Source organism: Oxalobacteraceae bacterium OTU3CINTB1, assembly GCA_024123955.1.
GTDB lineage: Bacteria > Pseudomonadota > Gammaproteobacteria > Burkholderiales > Burkholderiaceae_D > Rugamonas.
Genome location: CP099652.1, coordinates 3,144,243 through 3,160,417, shown reverse-complemented (window position 1 = coordinate 3,160,417; position 16,175 = coordinate 3,144,243). Strand labels below are relative to the sequence as shown.

At 65.6% G+C, this 16,175-nt stretch carries 13 protein-coding genes; 2 read left to right on the top strand and 11 right to left on the bottom strand.

Going from position 1 to position 16,175, the window contains the following annotated elements; genetic code table 11:
- Positions 1–59: 59 nt before the first annotated feature.
- Positions 60–884, top strand: coding sequence for an NAD(P)H-hydrate dehydratase (locus tag NHH73_13910; protein USX29312.1), 825 nt, complete (start codon positions 60–62; stop codon positions 882–884).
- Positions 885–886: 2 nt separating this feature from the next.
- Here the strand turns inward: NHH73_13910 and NHH73_13905 are convergent, their stop codons facing one another.
- From NHH73_13905 to NHH73_13865, 9 genes are all read right to left on the bottom strand, one after another.
- Entirely contained in the window at positions 887–2,554 is a 1,668-nt protein-coding gene (locus tag NHH73_13905; protein USX29311.1) for a peptide chain release factor 3, read from the bottom strand.
- Between the two features lie 124 nt (positions 2,555–2,678).
- Positions 2,679–4,235 (bottom strand): PilC/PilY family type IV pilus protein, encoded by a 1,557-nt coding sequence (locus tag NHH73_13900; protein ID USX29625.1) that lies wholly within the window; start codon positions 4,233–4,235, stop codon positions 2,679–2,681.
- A 3,182-nt stretch (positions 4,236–7,417) separates the two neighbouring features.
- A complete protein-coding gene (locus tag NHH73_13895) occupies positions 7,418–8,035 on the bottom strand; it encodes a hypothetical protein (protein USX29310.1) in 618 nt (205 codons plus the stop codon).
- On the bottom strand, positions 8,032–9,267 hold the full coding sequence (locus tag NHH73_13890; protein ID USX29309.1) for a PilW family protein: 1,236 nt from the start codon (positions 9,265–9,267) through the stop codon (positions 8,032–8,034). Before NHH73_13890 ends, NHH73_13895 begins: the two co-directional genes overlap by 4 nt.
- A gap of 1 nt (position 9,268) precedes the next feature.
- The gene (locus NHH73_13885; protein ID USX29308.1) at positions 9,269–9,685 is read right to left on the bottom strand and encodes a hypothetical protein; all 417 of its coding nucleotides are present in this window, start codon (positions 9,683–9,685) and stop codon (positions 9,269–9,271) included.
- Positions 9,682–10,332 (bottom strand): prepilin-type N-terminal cleavage/methylation domain-containing protein, encoded by a 651-nt coding sequence (locus NHH73_13880; protein USX29307.1) that lies wholly within the window; start codon positions 10,330–10,332, stop codon positions 9,682–9,684. Before NHH73_13880 ends, NHH73_13885 begins: the two co-directional genes overlap by 4 nt.
- Positions 10,320–10,748, bottom strand: a complete 429-nt coding sequence (locus tag NHH73_13875) for a prepilin-type N-terminal cleavage/methylation domain-containing protein (protein USX29306.1) — start codon at positions 10,746–10,748, stop codon at positions 10,320–10,322. The genes NHH73_13880 and NHH73_13875 overlap by 13 nt, the downstream gene beginning before the upstream one ends.
- 155 nt (positions 10,749–10,903) lie before the next feature.
- The gene (locus NHH73_13870) at positions 10,904–12,079 is read right to left on the bottom strand and encodes a HAMP domain-containing histidine kinase (GenBank protein ID USX29305.1); all 1,176 of its coding nucleotides are present in this window, start codon (positions 12,077–12,079) and stop codon (positions 10,904–10,906) included.
- A complete protein-coding gene (locus tag NHH73_13865; protein USX29304.1) occupies positions 12,072–12,758 on the bottom strand; it encodes a response regulator transcription factor in 687 nt (228 codons plus the stop codon). Before NHH73_13865 ends, NHH73_13870 begins: the two co-directional genes overlap by 8 nt.
- A 217-nt stretch (positions 12,759–12,975) precedes the next feature.
- Here NHH73_13865 and NHH73_13860 point away from each other — a divergent pair, with 217 nt between their 5' ends.
- Positions 12,976–13,785, top strand: coding sequence for a Crp/Fnr family transcriptional regulator (locus NHH73_13860; protein ID USX29303.1), 810 nt, complete (start codon positions 12,976–12,978; stop codon positions 13,783–13,785).
- On the opposite strand, the gene NHH73_13855 is transcribed toward NHH73_13860, so the two are convergent.
- Both NHH73_13855 and NHH73_13850 read right to left on the bottom strand, forming a co-directional pair.
- The gene (locus NHH73_13855; protein USX29302.1) at positions 13,682–15,337 is read right to left on the bottom strand and encodes a CHASE3 domain-containing protein; all 1,656 of its coding nucleotides are present in this window, start codon (positions 15,335–15,337) and stop codon (positions 13,682–13,684) included. The two genes, NHH73_13860 and NHH73_13855, sit on opposite strands and share 104 nt — an antisense overlap.
- A 159-nt stretch (positions 15,338–15,496) precedes the next feature.
- Entirely contained in the window at positions 15,497–16,129 is a 633-nt protein-coding gene (locus tag NHH73_13850) for a response regulator transcription factor (protein USX29301.1), read from the bottom strand.
- Between the last annotated feature and the right edge of the window lie 46 nt (positions 16,130–16,175).

Here is a 16,175-nt window from a genome sequence, read left to right as displayed (position 1 = left end):
GTGGACCTGACCCCGGAGTTGCTATTACCGCTGGGTCGTTGCGCGACTGGAAGTTGCCGATGCCGGGGCCGGATGCCGACAAGGAGGTGCGCGGCCATGTGCTGATCGTGGCCGGGTCACGGGAGATGCCCGGCGCGCTATTGCTGGCGGCGACCGCCGCGCTGCGGGCGGGGGCCGGCAAGCTGACCATCGCGACCGCGGTCAGCGTGGCGCCGGCGCTCGGCGTGGCGCTGCCGGAGGCGCGCGTGATCGGCTTGGGCGAGACGCCCGACGGCGGGCTGGTGGCCGACGGTTGCGCAAGTCTGTACAAGGCCTGTGAGCGCGCCAGCGCGGTGTTGATCGGTCCGGGCATGCAGGACGAAGCGGCCAGCGCGGCGCTGGTGCGGTCGCTGCTTCCGCATTGCGCACACGCGCCGCTTGTATTGGATGCCGGCGCCATGTGCCTGGTGCGTGACGGCTTCCGCTTCGATAGTCCGGTGCTGCTGACGCCCCACGCGGGCGAACTGGCGGGGCTGACAGGCGAGAAGAAAGAGGATATCGCCACGCAGCCGGAACTGGCGGCGCAGCAGGCGGCGGACAATTGGGGAGCGGTGGTGGCGCTCAAGGGCGCGGTCACCACGATCGTCGCGCCGTCGGGCAAACGCTGGCGCCATGAGGGCGGCAATACGGGGTTGGCGATTTCGGGATCGGGCGATGTGCTGGCGGGGTTGATCGCGGGCCTGGCGGCGCGCGGCGCGGCGTTGGAGCAAGCCGCCGCCTGGGGCGTGGCCTTGCATGCGATGGCCGGGGAACAGCTGTCGCTGCGGCATGGACCGCTGGGCTATCTGGCGCGCGAGATCAGCGGCGAGGTGCCCGCGCTGTTGCGGGCCCTCGCGGCGCATTAGTATTACACCAGCTTGGCCGAGTGCTCGCGCGTGGCGTGGAACTTCAGCTTAGGCCAGCGCTCCTCGGTCAAGCGCAGATTGACGCTGGACGTGGCCAGGTAGGCCATGTTGCCGGCGGCGTCGTAGGCGACGTTGTGGCCCAGCGCGTTCTCGAAGTCGGCCAGCGCCTTCTTGTCGTCGCTGGAAATCCAGCGCGCGCTGCTGATGCTGGTGCCTTCGAATACGGCGTCGACGCCGTACTCGTTGAGCAGACGACTCGCCACCACCTCGAACTGCAGCACGCCGACCGCGCCCAGGACCAGCTCGCCGCCCTGCACCGGCTTGAAGACCTGTACCGCTCCCTCCTCGCCCAGCTGCTGCAAACCCTTGTGCAGCTGCTTGATCTTGAGCGGATTACGGATCCGCACCGAACGGAAGAAGTCCGGCGCGAAGTAAGGAATCCCGGTGAAGGTCAACAGCTCGCCCTCGGAGAACGAGTCGCCGATCTGCATATTGCCGTGGTTCGGCAGGCCGATGATGTCGCCGGCGTACGCCTCTTCCACCTGCTCGCGCGACGACGCCATGAACGTCACCACCGACGACACCTTGATCTCGCGCCCGAGGCGCAAATGTTTGACCTTCATGCCGCGCTCGAAACGTCCCGAGCAGACGCGCAGGAAGGCGATGCGGTCGCGGTGGGCCGGGTCCATATTGGCCTGGATCTTGAACACGAAACCGGTGAACGGCTGCTCCTTCGGATCGACCGAACGCACCGTGGCGTCGCGCTCGCGCGGCGCCGGGGCCCAGTCGACCAGCGCCGACAGAATCTCGCGCACGCCGAAGTTGTTGATCGCGGAGCCGAAGAACACCGGCGTCTGCACGCCCGACAGGAACTGCTCCAGGTCGAACGGATGCGAGGCGCCGTTGACCAGCTCCACTTCCATGCGCAACTGGTCCATCTCCAGCGGGAACATCTCCTGCAGGCGCGGATTGTCGATGCCCTTGATGATCTCGAAGGCGCCGTCGGCCTTCTCTTCACCCGCCTTGAACAGCATGATCTCGTCGTTCAGCAGGTGGTACACGCCGCGGAAGTTCTTGCCCATGCCGATAGGCCAGGTCACCGGCGCGCACTGGATCTTGAGCACCGATTCCAGCTCGTCGAGCAGTTCCAGCGGATCGCGCGTCTCGCGGTCCATCTTGTTCATGAAGGTGACGATCGGCGTATTGCGCATGCGGCAGACGGCCAGCAGCTTGATGGTCTGCGCCTCCACACCCTTGGCGGCGTCGATCACCATCAGCGCCGAGTCGACCGCCGTCAGCACGCGGTAGGTATCTTCCGAGAAGTCCTGGTGACCCGGGGTGTCGAGCAGGTTGACCACGTGGTCGCGGAATTCGAACTGCATCACCGACGAGGCCACCGAAATGCCGCGCTGCTTCTCGATCTCCATCCAGTCCGAGGTCGCGTGGCGGCCCGATTTACGGGCCTTGACGGTACCGGCCATCTGGATCGCGCCCGAGAACAGCAGCAGCTTTTCGGTCAGCGTGGTCTTACCCGCGTCGGGGTGGGAAATGATGCCGAAGGTGCGGCGGCGCTGCACTTCGCGCGCGATCAGCGCAGGCGTTTTGGCGCTGGCCGCCGGGGCCGCGTCGTCGTTATTTTCGGGTATTGCGGTTTCGATATCGTTGACCATTTGTTCGCGATCTAAGGCGGTTCTGCAAAACCCTCGATTTTACCGGCACTTGGCTCTGCCGTGTGAATTGTTTCACGGGCCGGCGGGGCCACTGCGGCTGCCGCCGCCCCGCTCCGGCCGGCGATTATTCGCCCCGGACCCGGCGCCAGCCCACCCGGTGCGCCTCGGCGGCGGCCTCCTCCTGCCCCTCGTTGACCACCTTGCGGCCGTCGGCCAGCGTCGAGATCAGCTTGAGCTGGCCGCTCGGCAGGCGCACGATGATGAAGCCGACCGCCGCCGAGGTGCTCGATAACGTGATGCCGGCCGGCTGGGTGCCGATCGCGTGGCCGTTGCAGACATTAACCTGGTACAGGTTGCTCGAACCGCCTACGGAACAAGACGACGAGGACGTCGGCAGGTTGGTCACCACGTTGGCCACGCCGCTGACGATCTGCGGGTCCAGGTTCATGCGCTCGCCGGGGACCAGCGACCAGTCGAAGAACCAGCCGTCCTTCTGCGACAGGTCGACCGGGTTGCTGGTGATCGCATAGTTGCTGGTGTTGCTGCTCGAACCGAGCAGGCTGAGCGTCTGTTGCACCATGGTCGCGCCGCGCACATTGCTGATCGGCACGCCGCTGTCCTTGAGCAGGTACAGGCTCTGGATCGCGGTGCTGGACGTGTCCGGAATATCGAGCAGGCGCCCGGTGCCGTACAGCACCACCCGCACGCCCCGCATGCTGGTGGTGGTCACGCCGCCGGCGGTGCTGGTCGTCTGCACGCCGCACATGGTCACGTCGGGACGGGTGGTGATCGGCTTGGTGACGCCGGCGTCGCCCATCTTGATCACCGACACCGCTCCGCTGGCGGCCGTCAGGTCGAAGCGCCACATCTGGCCCTGGTTGTCGCCGCCATAGATATAGGTCGCCTTAGGGTCCGAACCCGGGTCGTCGGAAATGGCGGTGATCTTGGCCAGCCCGGACGGCGTCACGGCATCGCCGGAATTGGTGCCGACCTTTTTCAGCAACTGGCCGGTGTAGGCGTCCAGGATGTACAGGTAGCCCTTGCCGTCGCCGCCGCTGACGCCGTCCGTGCCGGTGATGTTGTTGTAGCCGGAGGTGACGAACACCACCCAGCGGCCGTCGGCCAAGGTGCCGAACTGCGGGTTGCCGAAGGTCAGCCCCAAATCGGGATCGTTGAGCGCGCAGACGGCCGGATCGGCGCAAAACTCCCACAACTGCCTGGGCGCGGCGCCTGTGTCGGTGACATCGAGCGCGTAGTAGCCGCGGCCGCCGCCGTTCAGGCCGGCCACCAGGATGGTGCGCCACTGCTTGCCTGACGGCGTGTCCACCTTGACGTCGGCCACCTCGGGCGAGCCGTCGGTGGTGTACTGGTGGTTGGTGCCGTAGGTGGTGCTGGCCTGCGCGTGCAGCTTTTTCATCGTGATGCGCGGCACGTAGGCCCACACCTCCTCGCCGTTTTGGGCGTTGAACGCATGCAGCATGCCATCGTTGGCGGCGGTGTACACCGTGCCGGCGCGGTAGCCCGGACTGGCCGGATTGCCGTATTTGTCCTTGTAGGCGTCGTAGTCGCTATCCGGATACTCGGCCAGCGGCGCGCGCACGAAGGCCGGCTTGGACGAGGCGATGTCGCCCAGCACGATAGGAATCGGCGTCGAGGGCGCGCCCGGATCGTCCGGCGTCATCGTATAGGCGCGGAACAGGTTGTCGTCGGCGTGCTGCTGCTGCCCCCGCAGCCAGTTGACCAGGTTGTTGCCGTCGTTGACGATGGCCCGGTCGGGGGCCGACAGCAAGGTGCACTGGGCCAGCGCCGCGCATTTGTTGCTGAACCAGCCGGCGGTGATGCCGGTCATGTTGGCGAAGCGGAAATCGAGCAGGTCGCCGCCGGGCGCGCCCGCCGGATTCATCATGTAGATGCGGCGCGTGTCGGTGCCGCCTGCCACGCGCTTGCCCAGGGTACTGCTGGTGGTCCAGACCGGCGTCGGGATGACGTCGCCGTTGGTGATGTCGATCTTCTGATTGGACAGCTCGCCGTACCATTTCACCGTGGTGAAGGTGTCGGAGAAGATATCGTTATCGGTGCGGGTGATGTTCGGCGTCGAGGTGGCGGCCGCCGCCGCCGCGCCGCTGCGCACCTGCATGTTCGACAGCGCCTCGCTCAGGCCGCTGATGACCTCCTTGGGCTCCTGCGCGCTGAAGTACTTGCCGTGACCGTTGATGGCCGCGTGCCACAAATCGTCGACCCGCTCCTGCACCGTGTTGGCGGTGCTGGCGGTGGCCGGATCGGGCCAGACGTAGGCGCCGTTGCCGTTCCACGGACAGCCGGTGGTGAGGCCGGTGACCAGGTTGTAGAAATCGCCGCCGGGCCTGGCCGCAGTGTCGTAATTGCGCTCGTAAGTCATGACGCCGTCCACGCCAAGGCCGAGCGTGTAGGTATTCATGTGCAGGTGGGTGTTCTCGCCGGGGCCGGCCGGCACCGAGCCGGGGCGCGTCATGTCCGGCTCCAGCGCCGGGCGCAGCGACACCGTGGTGGTGCTGGAGCCGCCGTTGTACCAGTGCAGCGCGACGTCGGCGATCGATGGCTGCCCTTGCGTCCTGCCGTCGACGCAGCCGCGCGCCTGGGTGCAGAAACGCGCCGGGTTCTCCACGTTGTCGTTGTTGACCACGTTGTTGGTGGTGCTGCCGTTCCAGTAGCCGTCGGTGGTCAGGATCAGGAAGTTTTGCTGGCAGGGATATTGCACGACCTCCTGGCCGGTGCCGTAGTTGTAGGGCGCCAGGTTGCCGAACATGCGGCCGACGTTGTCCATCGCGGTGCGGATCGGCGTCGAGCCGGAGGTGGTGGTGGTGTACAGATTGGTGTACCAGTTGGTGCGGGCGGTGCCGGTGAAGTCGGCCGGCTTCTGGTCGATCGCCTGGCCGGAGCCGGCGTTCGACAGTTTGACGTAGCCGACCTTGTAGTTGCCGGTGATGGCCGCGAAGGCCAGGCCGACCGACGTCTTCATCATTTGCAGCCGGCTTTTATAGTAGACGTACCAGTTGGCGAAATTGGTCATCTCCTCGTCGTAGCTGCAACTGGCGCCGGCGCAATCGACGCGGTCGGCGCTCTTCGGATAGGTCCGGCCGCTGACGATGTCGACCCGCACGAAGGGATTGGGCGCGCTCGATCCGGCCGAGATGGCCGCCGTCGAGGTCGGAATGCCGTCGTTGACGGCGGCCTGGTAACCGCCGGTCGCACCGCGCGTCCACGTCACGCCGCCCTGGTTGTCCATCGTGAAATTGCTGATCGCGGCGGCGTTGGACGTGGCGCCGTAATCCAGCAGGCAGACGCTGGCGTCCGTCAGCCCCGGGCACAGCGCGTGGCCGCCCAGATAGGCGCGGATGGCGCCGGTCACGCCGATCTCGCCGGCCAGCGCGCCGGCCACATAGCTGGGACTGCGGTTGCGGCCCATGTTCAGGTAAGGCGGGTTGCCGCCGCTGCTGCCGCCAACCAGCACGGTCGTCCCCAGCGACAGGTTGCGCAGGATGGCGTTCTGGCCGGAGCCGTTGGCCGTATTGGTCCCGGCGAAGGTGATCACCGACTTGGCCGGCACCATCGCGGTGACCACCGCCTGCGGCGCGGTCACTGACAGGCCCCAGCCGGCGCGCGAGCCGTCGCTGACGACGACGCAGCCGGCGACGCTCTTCGGCGTGCCCGTGCAGTTCACCGGCACCACCGCGACGATGTTGTCGGAGGCCAGGGTGATGCCGAACACACTGCAGGCGGGCACGTTGGACTGGCTGGTGGGCGTGCGCACGCAGGCCAACATCTGCTTTTGCGTGGGGTTGCTGGTGGCGATGATGTTGGCGGCCAGCGCGCTGGCCACCGTCTGCTGCTTGGTGGCGCTGTTGGTGCCGGCGGCGGCGGTGATGGTGGTATTGGTCAGGCTGGTCTGGACGCCGCCGGCATCGGTCAGCGTCACGCCGGTGATGGTCATCGAGGTCGCCGTGGCCGAGGCGCCGATGGCGATGGTGCCGTAGGCGGCCACCGCGCCGGCCGGCGCCGAATAGCCGGGATAAATGAAGGCGCCGACCCGCTTGCCCTGGCACTGGGTCAACAGCCGGTCGCTGCACCAGCGCACCTTGACCGGCACCGGATAGCCGGCCGGCGCCGTCGCCCCGACGGCGGTCGATTGGCACACCTTCATCGTGTCGTCGGTGCAGAACTGGCCGACGCCGATGGTGTAGTAGTAAGGCCCGGTGGTGACGGCGCTGGCGGTCTGGTAGGTCGCGTCCGGATAGGTATAGCTGGAGGTGTTGGCCCGGCAGGTGCCGCCGGCGCACCAGCGCAGGTCCGGAAAGCCGGTCACCAGGTTGAGGTTGGCGGTGACGGTGGCGCCGGCCAGGTCGCGCTTGCTGGCGCCGAAACCGTCGCCGCTGACCGAGGTCCAGTCGGTGGTGTTGGCGCGGTTTTGCTCGGGATAAAAGCTGCCGTCGGCCTTGATCGGCACCAGATAGCGTATCGCCGGGTTGTAGTATTGCTTGTTGAAATCCGGGCTCATGAACGGCGGGTGGCCGACCGCGCACACGGTCGTGCCGGACTGCAAGGTGGCGCCGCTGCGGCACAGGCTGTCGTTGACGTAATCCGGGGTGTAGGTCTGCTCCATCGAGCCGGAATTATCGAACAGCAGCATCAGATTGGGTTTGACCGTGCCGGTGCCGGTGATATTGAGCAGCGGCACCTGGGCGATCTGGGTGGCGGCGGCGATGACGGCGGATGGCGCCAAGGCCATCATCACAGCCAGCGCCGCAGACTGCACTACGGCCAACAGCGACGCCGGCGACGGGAAGATGTGCTTGCTCATGTGCTTGTTCATTTGCTTGTTCATGATTACGGCCCCTTCAAGACCACGGCTTGCGTCACCACGTTGGCCCCGCGCGCGCCGGTGATGCGCGCCGTCACCACATAGTGGATCTGCGGCTGCAGCAGGAATTTCGGCCCGCCCAGCGCCAACGAGGTGCCGAACGGCTGCGGCGCCTGGCTGTTGGGCCGCGCCGACGTGGTCCGGCAGCGGTTGTTGTTGCCGTTGTACGGTCCCGGGAAGGTGCACATGCGGTGGATCACGTACTGCACCTGGTCGCCGGTGGCCGGATTGGCTGCCATGGTGACGGCGCCGAGCCAGAAGTTGGCGTTGCTCACGGTCCAGGTCGGCGTCAGGGTCGCCACATAACCTTGGGCGGGCTGGTTGACCAGCAAATCGGAACGGTTTACCACCGAGCGCAGATAGGCGAAGCCGGCGTGCAGGCCGGCGTCGGCCGACTTGCTCAATGCCGAGTCGTAGGCCAGGTTGGCGGCGGTCATCGTCGTCGACGTGCTCGACTTGAGCAGGTAGATGCTGCTCACCATCATCACCGTCAGCATGATCAGCATGACCGGCAACGCGATGCCGCGCTGGAGCCGGCGGCGGCGGAAAGGCGACGGCGATGGCGGTGGGAGCGGGATCATCATGGCCTCCATTGGGCGTTACGGATCGGCACGATCGTCTCGAACACGCGGTAGCGATAGCATTTCCAATCGAGCGTGTCGCCGGCCACCGCCACGTTCACCTGCACCGGCGCGGCCGCTACCGTGGCCGGTGCATTGCCGGCGAACACGGTCGACTGCACGGTGGTGGCGCCGCACTGGCCGGCGCTGTTGGGCTTTTCGGCGCTTTTGCTGCGCGCCACCACCGCCAGCCGCACCGAACCGATGCGCTGATAATCGCCGGCGCTGCCGACGACGCCGTCGTGGTCGGCGTCGATCATGGTCGAACTCCAGACGCCGATCCGCATGCCGCTGGCGGTCGACACCGGCACCGTGCTGTTGCCGGGCGTGTTGGGGTCGTACTCCGCCAGCGCGCGGTTGTCGAAGCCGTACTGCGCCTTGAGCGCCACCACGTTGTCGATCACCGACGCGCCCTGCTGCGCCGAGCCGGGCATGTCGGTCGAGCGCAGCAGCAGGATGCCGTTGTTGACCGACCAGGTGTGGAAATGCAGCCGCGCGGCGCTGCCCAGGTTGTAGACATAGCTGACGTTGAGCGGGTACGCCGTGGTCAGCCCGGCCTGCGGATTGAACGGGAAATCCGCGCCGCTGGCGACCTGCAACTGGTTGCCGTTGACGCCGATGCCGAAGCCGGACAACTGGAATACGGTGCATGGCCGCGCGCCGGGTGTGGCGGGCGCCACCACCAGCACGTCGCCGACATTGAAGTCGTAAGGATTGCGGCTGTCGACGGTGAGCGTGCCCTCGCCGGGGACGTAATTGCTCACCAGCTTGGTCGAGCCGACGCCGGCCTGCGAGGTGCCGCTATAGAACGACACGACGTCGCTGTTGGCGCCGTTGGACTGGATCACCACCGGCGCCAGCGGCGTAATGGCGCCGCCGCCGCGCTGCGCCGCCGCCAGCTGGTAGCCGTTGGCGTCGGAGAACACGGTGTCGCAGCCGGCCAGCATCGTATCGTTCAAGCCCCAGCCGGCGTCGGCGGCGTCGCCACTGAGGGAGAACAGCGCCAGCATGCCGTTTTGCATGGAGTCGGAACCGCCGACGGCGGCATCCTTGTTCTGTTCGCCGCTGACGACCAGCCGCGTGGCGAACACCAGCGCCAGCAGGCCGATCACCACGCTGACCATCAGCTCGACCAGCGAAAAACCGCGGCCGCGACGGTGCCGCGCGGCCAGGACGGGAGCAAGTTGGGCGCCCATCTCAGTTCGCGATATAGGAGGTGAGGAAATGCCGGTTCTGCTCGGTATTCGCCTTGCGCTGCCAGCGGATCGCGATATCGACCTGGGTCTGGAACACCTGGCGGGTCACGGTGACGGAGACGACGGCGCCGGGGATCGCCGCGCGCGTCTCGGCCACCCACGGCGCGATGACCGGGCCCGGCGTGCCGTTCTCGGCCAGGTTATAAGCGGCAAGGTTGGCCGTGTCGGCCGTCATCACGCCCAGCAGTTTCTCGCCGGCGATGGTGGCCTCGGCGCGCATGCCGGCGTCCGACAGCGCCGAATAGGCGCGCGCCTGCAGGCCGACCGTGCCCAGCAGGCCGATGCCCAGGATCACGATGGCCAGCATCGCCTCCAGCAGCGCGATACCGGCCTGACGGCGGACGGGAATGGTTTTCATGGCGGACAGCCCCTGTTATCAGTGCTTGGCAAGGTCGGATTGCATTTGGTGGCCATACCGGCCAGGGTCACCACCAGCGCCACCGGCTGCACCTCGTCGGCGAAGGCCGTCGATGGATCGAGGCGCAGACTGCCGAGGCGATTGGCGATCTGCGGATCGACCCAGCCGAGCGGCGTGTAGTACACCTGGCTGCTGCCGGCGGGCTGCGTGGTCGGCAGCAGGATCTCGGCCGGCGGCAGCGCATCGGCCGCGCGGAACACGGATTTCCAGCCGGCGGCGCCTTCCGGGTCGCTGGCCGAGGGCGCATCGGTGGTCGACCACGCGCCCTGGGCATCGGTGCACTGGGCGTCCTGGCTGACGAAGCAGATATCGACCTGCCAATCCATCTGGCCGGTGTTGACGTTGGGCGTGAGCGAAATGCGGCTGAAGGCGTTGTGGGCGACGGCCTGGCGGCGTGCCAGGCTGAACCCGTCGGCGTAGAACTCGCTGGCGCCGCGCGCGCGGTTGGCCAGCAGCCAGCGGCTGGCGTTGGGAATGCCGACCGCCAGCATGATGCCGAAGATAGTGATGGTCACCAGCAGCTCGATCAGCGTCACGCCGCTTTGGCGACGCCGGCCGCGCCGGGGCGGCCGCGTCAATTGGTGCATGCGCCACCCTTGTGATCGACCCAGCATGAAGCGCTAATGCCCCAGCCGGCCGGACTGCCGGTGGTGGCATGGGTGCCGTTCTGGTCGATGGTGTAGACGAAGCCGGCCGTCTTGCCGGTGCCGGTCGCGGTCAGGGTATAGGTCGAGGCCGACTCGCCGCTGAGCGCGTAGGTGAAGTAAGCGGTATTGGCCGGGAAGGTGTTGGCGGCGCCAAAGCCGACATAGGTGCGGTTGTTCGACCAAAACTGCTCGGCGGCCGGTTGGGCGCCGCCGAGCGCGGTGAAGGCCTCGCTCAAGCGGCCGCGCACCACGTAATCGCTGTAGGCGGGGATGGCCACGGCCAGCAGGATGCCGACGATGGCGACAGTGACCATGACCTCGATCAGCGTAAAGCCCTTAGGTAGTCGTTTTTTCATGGCCGGCTCCAGGTATGTTATCTGCTGGAACCAGTCTACGCCCGCAAGCTTGCATTTCCCTGAGGAAATGCTGACAAACACCTGACAAACAACAACTCCGGGGTCAGGTCCACTTTTTCTACACGAGCCCGGCCGTTAACCGCGATTTGGGCGGCCTAGGGCAGAGCTTGTGTAGAATTGGTGGACCTGACCCCGGAGTTGCTGTTGGGGAAGCGGACCGTGAACAGTGCGCCGTGGCCGCCAGCGGCGTCGCCGATGCTCAGCGTGGCGCCGTGGACGATGGCGATGTCGCGCACGATGGCAAGGCCGAGGCCGCTGCCGTGGGTTTTGTCGTCGAGCCGGACATAGCGGCTGAAGACTTGCCCGCGCTTGGCCGCCGGGATGCCGGGGCCGCTGTCCTCGACCGTCAGCACACCGCCGCCCTCGTCCGCCCGGCACGCGACCGTCACCGTGCCGCCCGTCGGCGTGTAGCGGATGGCGTTGTCAATGACATTGTCGATCAGGTCGCGCAGCAGGAAACGGTCGCCGTTGATCTCCACCGGCCGCAAATCGAATCCGATGTCGATCCCCTTGCCCGTGGCCTGGTCGACGAAGGATTGAATCGCGTCCTCGACCAGCTCGTTCAACGCCACCGCTTCGAGCCGGGTCTTTTCAAAATGGTTCGGTTCGGCGCGAGCCAGCGCCAGCAACTGGTTGGTTTGCCGGATCATGCGCTCGGTGGCCAACAGCATCAGCTTGACCGAGTGCGCCGTGTCCGGCTCGGCGTGGCGCGCGCCCAGCCATTCGAGCTGCGTCTTCAAGCCCGCCAGCGGCGTGCGCAGCTGATGCGCGACGTTGGCCAGGAAGTCCTGGCGCGCCCTGGCGCCCTCGCCCACCTTGTCCAGCAGGCCGTTGAAGGCCGACACCACCGGCTCCAGTTCGTACGGCACGTCGGCGATGGCGATCGGTGCGAGGTCGTCACCGTCGCGCGCGTTGAGGCCGGCACGCAGGCGGTTCAGCGGCCGCAGTCCGTTGCTGACCGAGAACCAGATCAAGCCGATACATGCGAGCGCGATCAATACCTCCAACAGCACCAGCCCGCGCACCACGGCTTGCCGCATCTGCACGTGCTTGTTCGGTGCCTGGCCGAGCACGATTTTCCCTGCCGGGGACGCAACGACGGCGCCGTCCGTGGACGGAACTTGAGGCGTCGCCGGCTCGCCCCGGCTTTGGTCGAAGGCGATCTGCGCCGGCAGCCATGCCAGCATGTAGGCCAACGCGCCGCCCGCCAGATTGATCAGCAGGATAGGCACGATCAGCGTTTTGAGCAGCCGTAGCCTGATGCTAGTCATCCGTGCCCCGCGCGGCAGTCAGCTCCAGCATGTAGCCAAAGCCGCGGATTGTGCGGATCGAGACGCCCGCGTCGGCGATCTTCAAGCGCAGCCGCGAGATATAGACCTCCACCGCGTTCAAGGTCAAATCGTCGCCCCACGGCAGGATGGCTTCGATGATCTGCTGCTTGGACACCACCCGCGCGCCGTGCTGCAGCAGATATTCGAGCACGGCCCATTCGCGCACCGACAGCTCGACGGTTTTGTCGCGCACCCGCGCCCGCTTGGCCGACAGGTCGAGCGCCAGGTTGCCCAGCGCCAGCACGGTCGGCTTGGGCGCGTTGCGGCGCGCCAGCGCCTTTAGCCGCGCAACCAACTCGGCGGTGGCGAAGGGCTTGACCAGGTAATCGTCGGCGCCCAACTCCAGCCCGCGCACCCGGTCCTCGATGGCGTCGCGCGCCGTGAGCAACAGCACCGGCACCTGGCTGCCGCGCGCGCGCAGCCGGCGCACTACCTCGAAGCCGTCGACGCCCGGCAGGCCGATGTCGAGCACGATCACCTCCGCCTGCGCGGCACGCTGCAGCAGCGCGTCGGCCTGGGCGCCGTCGGCCACCACTTCCACCACCATGCCGTGGCCGCCCAACACACGGCTCAGGCCGTCTGCGAGGACGGCGTCGTCTTCCACCACAAGTACATGCATGTTGTGCGCCCTCCGACTGGGATTTGTGCATTATGCACCGGCGATAAGTAGAAACATAGTCACTCTGTAGGAGCAGGCCTACATCCAACCATGTTGCAAGCCTACATTTGTGCGTCTACTCCTCTTATGTTCGCAAACTAACATTCCCCATAAAGTGCTACCAGCACGTCAGATAACCCCGACGTGTTTTGTATAGCCAGAGATTAGTGAGGAAAATATGAACAACACCCAAGTCAACGCAACCGAGAAATCCACCGTATCCGGCACCATGGCGGTCGATTCGAAAGAGTTTAAGGTTGCGTCGCGGCCTGTTGTCAGCTACAGCGGCACCCAGCAAAACGAACTGCTGGCCGCGCTTCCACGTGACGTGCTCGAATCCTTGTTTGAACACCTGGAACTCGTCACCCTGCCCTTTGGCAAAGAACTGTTTGAATTCGGCGGCGCGATGGACTACGTTCATTTCCCCACCACCGCCATCGTGTCGCTGCTGTATGTAATGGAAGACGGCGCCACCACCGAGATCGCCGTGGTCGGCCACGAAGGCGTGGTCGGCGTGTCGCTGTTCGACGGCGAGCGCGCCATGTGCAGCGCCGTGGTGCAGGCCGCCGGTTACGGCTATCGCATGAAGGCCCAGCACCTGCGCGACGCCTTCAACCAGGGCGGCGCCCTGCCCGCGCTGCTGATGCGCTACAACACCGCGCTGTTCGCGCAGATGGCGCAAAACGCCGTCGGCGGCCGCCACAGCTCGATCGAGCAAAAGCTGTGCCGCTGGCTGCTGGACCGCCTGGACCGCTCGCCATCGAACGAACTGAAAGTTACGCAGGAAATGATTTCGATCATGCTGGGTGTGCGCCGCGAGAGCATCACCGCCGCCGCCGGCAAGCTGCAGGAAGACGGCTTGATCACCTACCGCCGCGGCAACATCACCGTGCTTGATCGCTCAGGCTTGGAGGATTATGCGGGTGAGTGCTATAAGGTTGCGAAGACGGAGTATGACCGTCTGCTGATTGATGTAGCGCGCTGTTAAGCGCGTCGGCGCGGTGAAGTACGTCCGTGATGGCGGACGGCAGCGGCGGCAATGGCGCCGCCGTGACGGCCGTCGCGGTCATCATCGCATCCACCGTCTGCGGCTGCATGCGGCGCTCCTGTCCCGGCGCTGGCGCGGCATTGGTCGCCACGCCGCTACGGCCATCGCTCTTACGCAGCGGAATGGCCACTTCGATGCAAGTCCCCGTATCGTTGCGTCCCCGCCGTATCGTCATGGTCCCGCCCAGCAGCAAGGCGCGTTCGCGCATGCCCAGCAAACCGTGCGACATCGGCTTGACGATGTTGTTGGCAGCGATGCCGATGCCGTCATCGATAATGCGCAGCATCAGCGCTTCCTCATTGCGGTTCAAGGTGACCGTCACGCGGCTGGCCTTGGCGTACTTGCGGATATTGGTCAGCGATTCCTGCACGATGCGGAACAAGGCGATCGACAGGTCGCCCGAATCACGGCCCAGCGCCTCGATGTCGGCGGCGACGTCGCAATCGCAGCGCACTTGCGACATGCGGCTGAACTCGTCGCAATAGCTTTCGATGGCCGCGCACAGGCCCAGATTGTCCAACAGGCTAGGCCGCAAGTTCTCGACGATGCGGCGCTTCATTTCGACCGCTTCCATCAGGGTGCCGCGCGCGCGCTTGAGCTGGGCGGCCATCTCGGGCTGATTCTTTTGCAACTGCTGCGTGACGGCCGCGATGTCCATGCTGATCGAGGTCAGGAAGGCGCCCATCTCGTCGTGCAGCTCGCGCGATAGCCGGACCTTCTCCTCCTCGCTGATACTGATCAGGTGGCGCGACAGCACCGATAGCTGCTCGGTGCGCTGTTCGACCTGCGTTTCCAGGGTTTCATTGGCAGCCTGCAGCGCGTGCTCGACCTGGGCCCGGTTGGCGAAGCTGCGCCGCACCAGCTGGTAGAACATGATCAACACCACGATGGCGACGGCGTTGATGCTCATGCCGAGCAACACCGCCTTTTGATATTCCTGATAGAACATGGCGCTGCGCGTGGCCATGGTCTCGTTCTGCTCCTGCTCCATGATGACCACCTGCAGGCGGATCTCGTCCATGCTGCCGCGGCCGTCGCTCAGTTTGGCGATTTTAACGATCTCGTCCAGCCCGCCCTCGCGGTAGACGTCGATCGCCTGGCTGACGGTGGTCAGGCGGCGGCGCACCAGGGTCTGCAGCTGGGTCAGGTTCTTGAGCTGGGTCGGATTATCGGCCAGCAGCTTTTGCAATTCCTTGAATTCATGTTCGCTGTCGACCAGGGCGGTGCGCGTCGGACCGAGATAGGCGTCGCTGCCGGACAGGAAATAGCCGCGCATGCTGCTTTCGGCATCGAGCACCAGCACGTTGAGATATTGCAGGCGGTCGGCCACGCGCGCGCTCTGCCCCAGCAGCACTTGCGCGCCGCGCAGGGCCTGCAAATTGTAAAACAGGCTGAAGCCGTTCACGATCAGCAACAACGCGCAGGTCACGCACAAGACGGTCTTGTACAGCGGCAGGCGGTGATGCGGCGCTGTTTCGGCGGTGAAATACATCCACTTCCTTCGCGGGGGAGAGTTAAGTCCAGCCGGCAACACGCCAGGCTGGCTCATTATAGTCCGTTAGGGAAATAGATGCAGCAGCGGCGCACCGCAAGAGTGCGCAACTGTATCCATTAAGCAATTGGTCTCAGGACGAGACCGGCTTGCAAAATTTCAGTCCAGCAAGTTATTTTTCATTGCGTAATATGTTAAATCGCTGTTCGACTGCATCCCCATCTTTTCCATGATGCGGGTGCGGTAAGTGCTGACGGTTTTGATGCTTAGGGACAGCGCCACGCCGATATCGGACACCGTTGCGCCGCGCGCCAGCCGCAGGAAGACCTGGAACTCGCGGTCGGACAACTCGGTGTGCAGCGCCGTGTTCGGATCGCGGTCGAAGCTTTGCGCCAGCAGTTCGCCGACGGTCGAGCTGACGTAACGGCGGCCTTGGTACACGGTGCGCACGGCGGTGATCAGCTCGTCGGCCTCGCACTCTTTGTTCAGATAGCCGTTGGCGCCCATCTTGAACAGGTTCAGCGCGTACTGCTGGGCCGGATAGCCCGACAAAATCAGCACCGGCAGATCAGGCTGCCCCTGGCGTATGGTGCGCAAAGTATCGATGCCGCTCTGGTCGGGCATGGCGATATCGAGCAGCAACACGTCGCAAATCTCACGGCGAGCGATATCGAGCGCTTCACGCCCCGTACCGGCTTCCGCGACCACGTCGAAATCGTCCGACGCCGAAAAAATCTGTTTAAATCCTGCTCTTACTATCTGATGGTCGTCACAAATGGCAACGCGTATCATTGTTTCCCCTCGTCTTGTCCGGCCCGCGCCCCTCGGGCACGCCGGA

Excerpts from the sequence above, each read along its gene's own strand:
- NHH73_13850 (USX29301.1), bottom strand. The coding sequence starts at position 16,129 with ATGATACGCGTTGCCATTTGTGACGACCATCAGATAGTAAGAGCAGGA.
- NHH73_13910 (USX29312.1), top strand. The coding sequence starts at position 60 with ATGCCGGGGCCGGATGCCGACAAGGAGGTGCGCGGCCATGTGCTGATC.
- NHH73_13895 (USX29310.1), bottom strand. The coding sequence starts at position 8,035 with ATGATGATCCCGCTCCCACCGCCATCGCCGTCGCCTTTCCGCCGCCGC.
- NHH73_13875 (USX29306.1), bottom strand. The coding sequence starts at position 10,748 with ATGAAAAAACGACTACCTAAGGGCTTTACGCTGATCGAGGTCATGGTC.
- NHH73_13855 (USX29302.1), bottom strand. The coding sequence starts at position 15,337 with ATGTATTTCACCGCCGAAACAGCGCCGCATCACCGCCTGCCGCTGTAC.
- NHH73_13885 (USX29308.1), bottom strand. The coding sequence starts at position 9,685 with ATGAAAACCATTCCCGTCCGCCGTCAGGCCGGTATCGCGCTGCTGGAG.
- NHH73_13865 (USX29304.1), bottom strand. The coding sequence starts at position 12,758 with ATGCATGTACTTGTGGTGGAAGACGACGCCGTCCTCGCAGACGGCCTG.
- NHH73_13900 (USX29625.1), bottom strand. The coding sequence starts at position 4,235 with ATGACGCCGGACGATCCGGGCGCGCCCTCGACGCCGATTCCTATCGTG.
- NHH73_13870 (USX29305.1), bottom strand. The coding sequence starts at position 12,079 with ATGACTAGCATCAGGCTACGGCTGCTCAAAACGCTGATCGTGCCTATC.
- NHH73_13860 (USX29303.1), top strand. The coding sequence starts at position 12,976 with ATGAACAACACCCAAGTCAACGCAACCGAGAAATCCACCGTATCCGGC.
- NHH73_13905 (USX29311.1), bottom strand. The coding sequence starts at position 2,554 with ATGGTCAACGATATCGAAACCGCAATACCCGAAAATAACGACGACGCG.
- NHH73_13890 (USX29309.1), bottom strand. The coding sequence starts at position 9,267 with ATGGGCGCCCAACTTGCTCCCGTCCTGGCCGCGCGGCACCGTCGCGGC.
- NHH73_13880 (USX29307.1), bottom strand. The coding sequence starts at position 10,332 with ATGCACCAATTGACGCGGCCGCCCCGGCGCGGCCGGCGTCGCCAAAGC.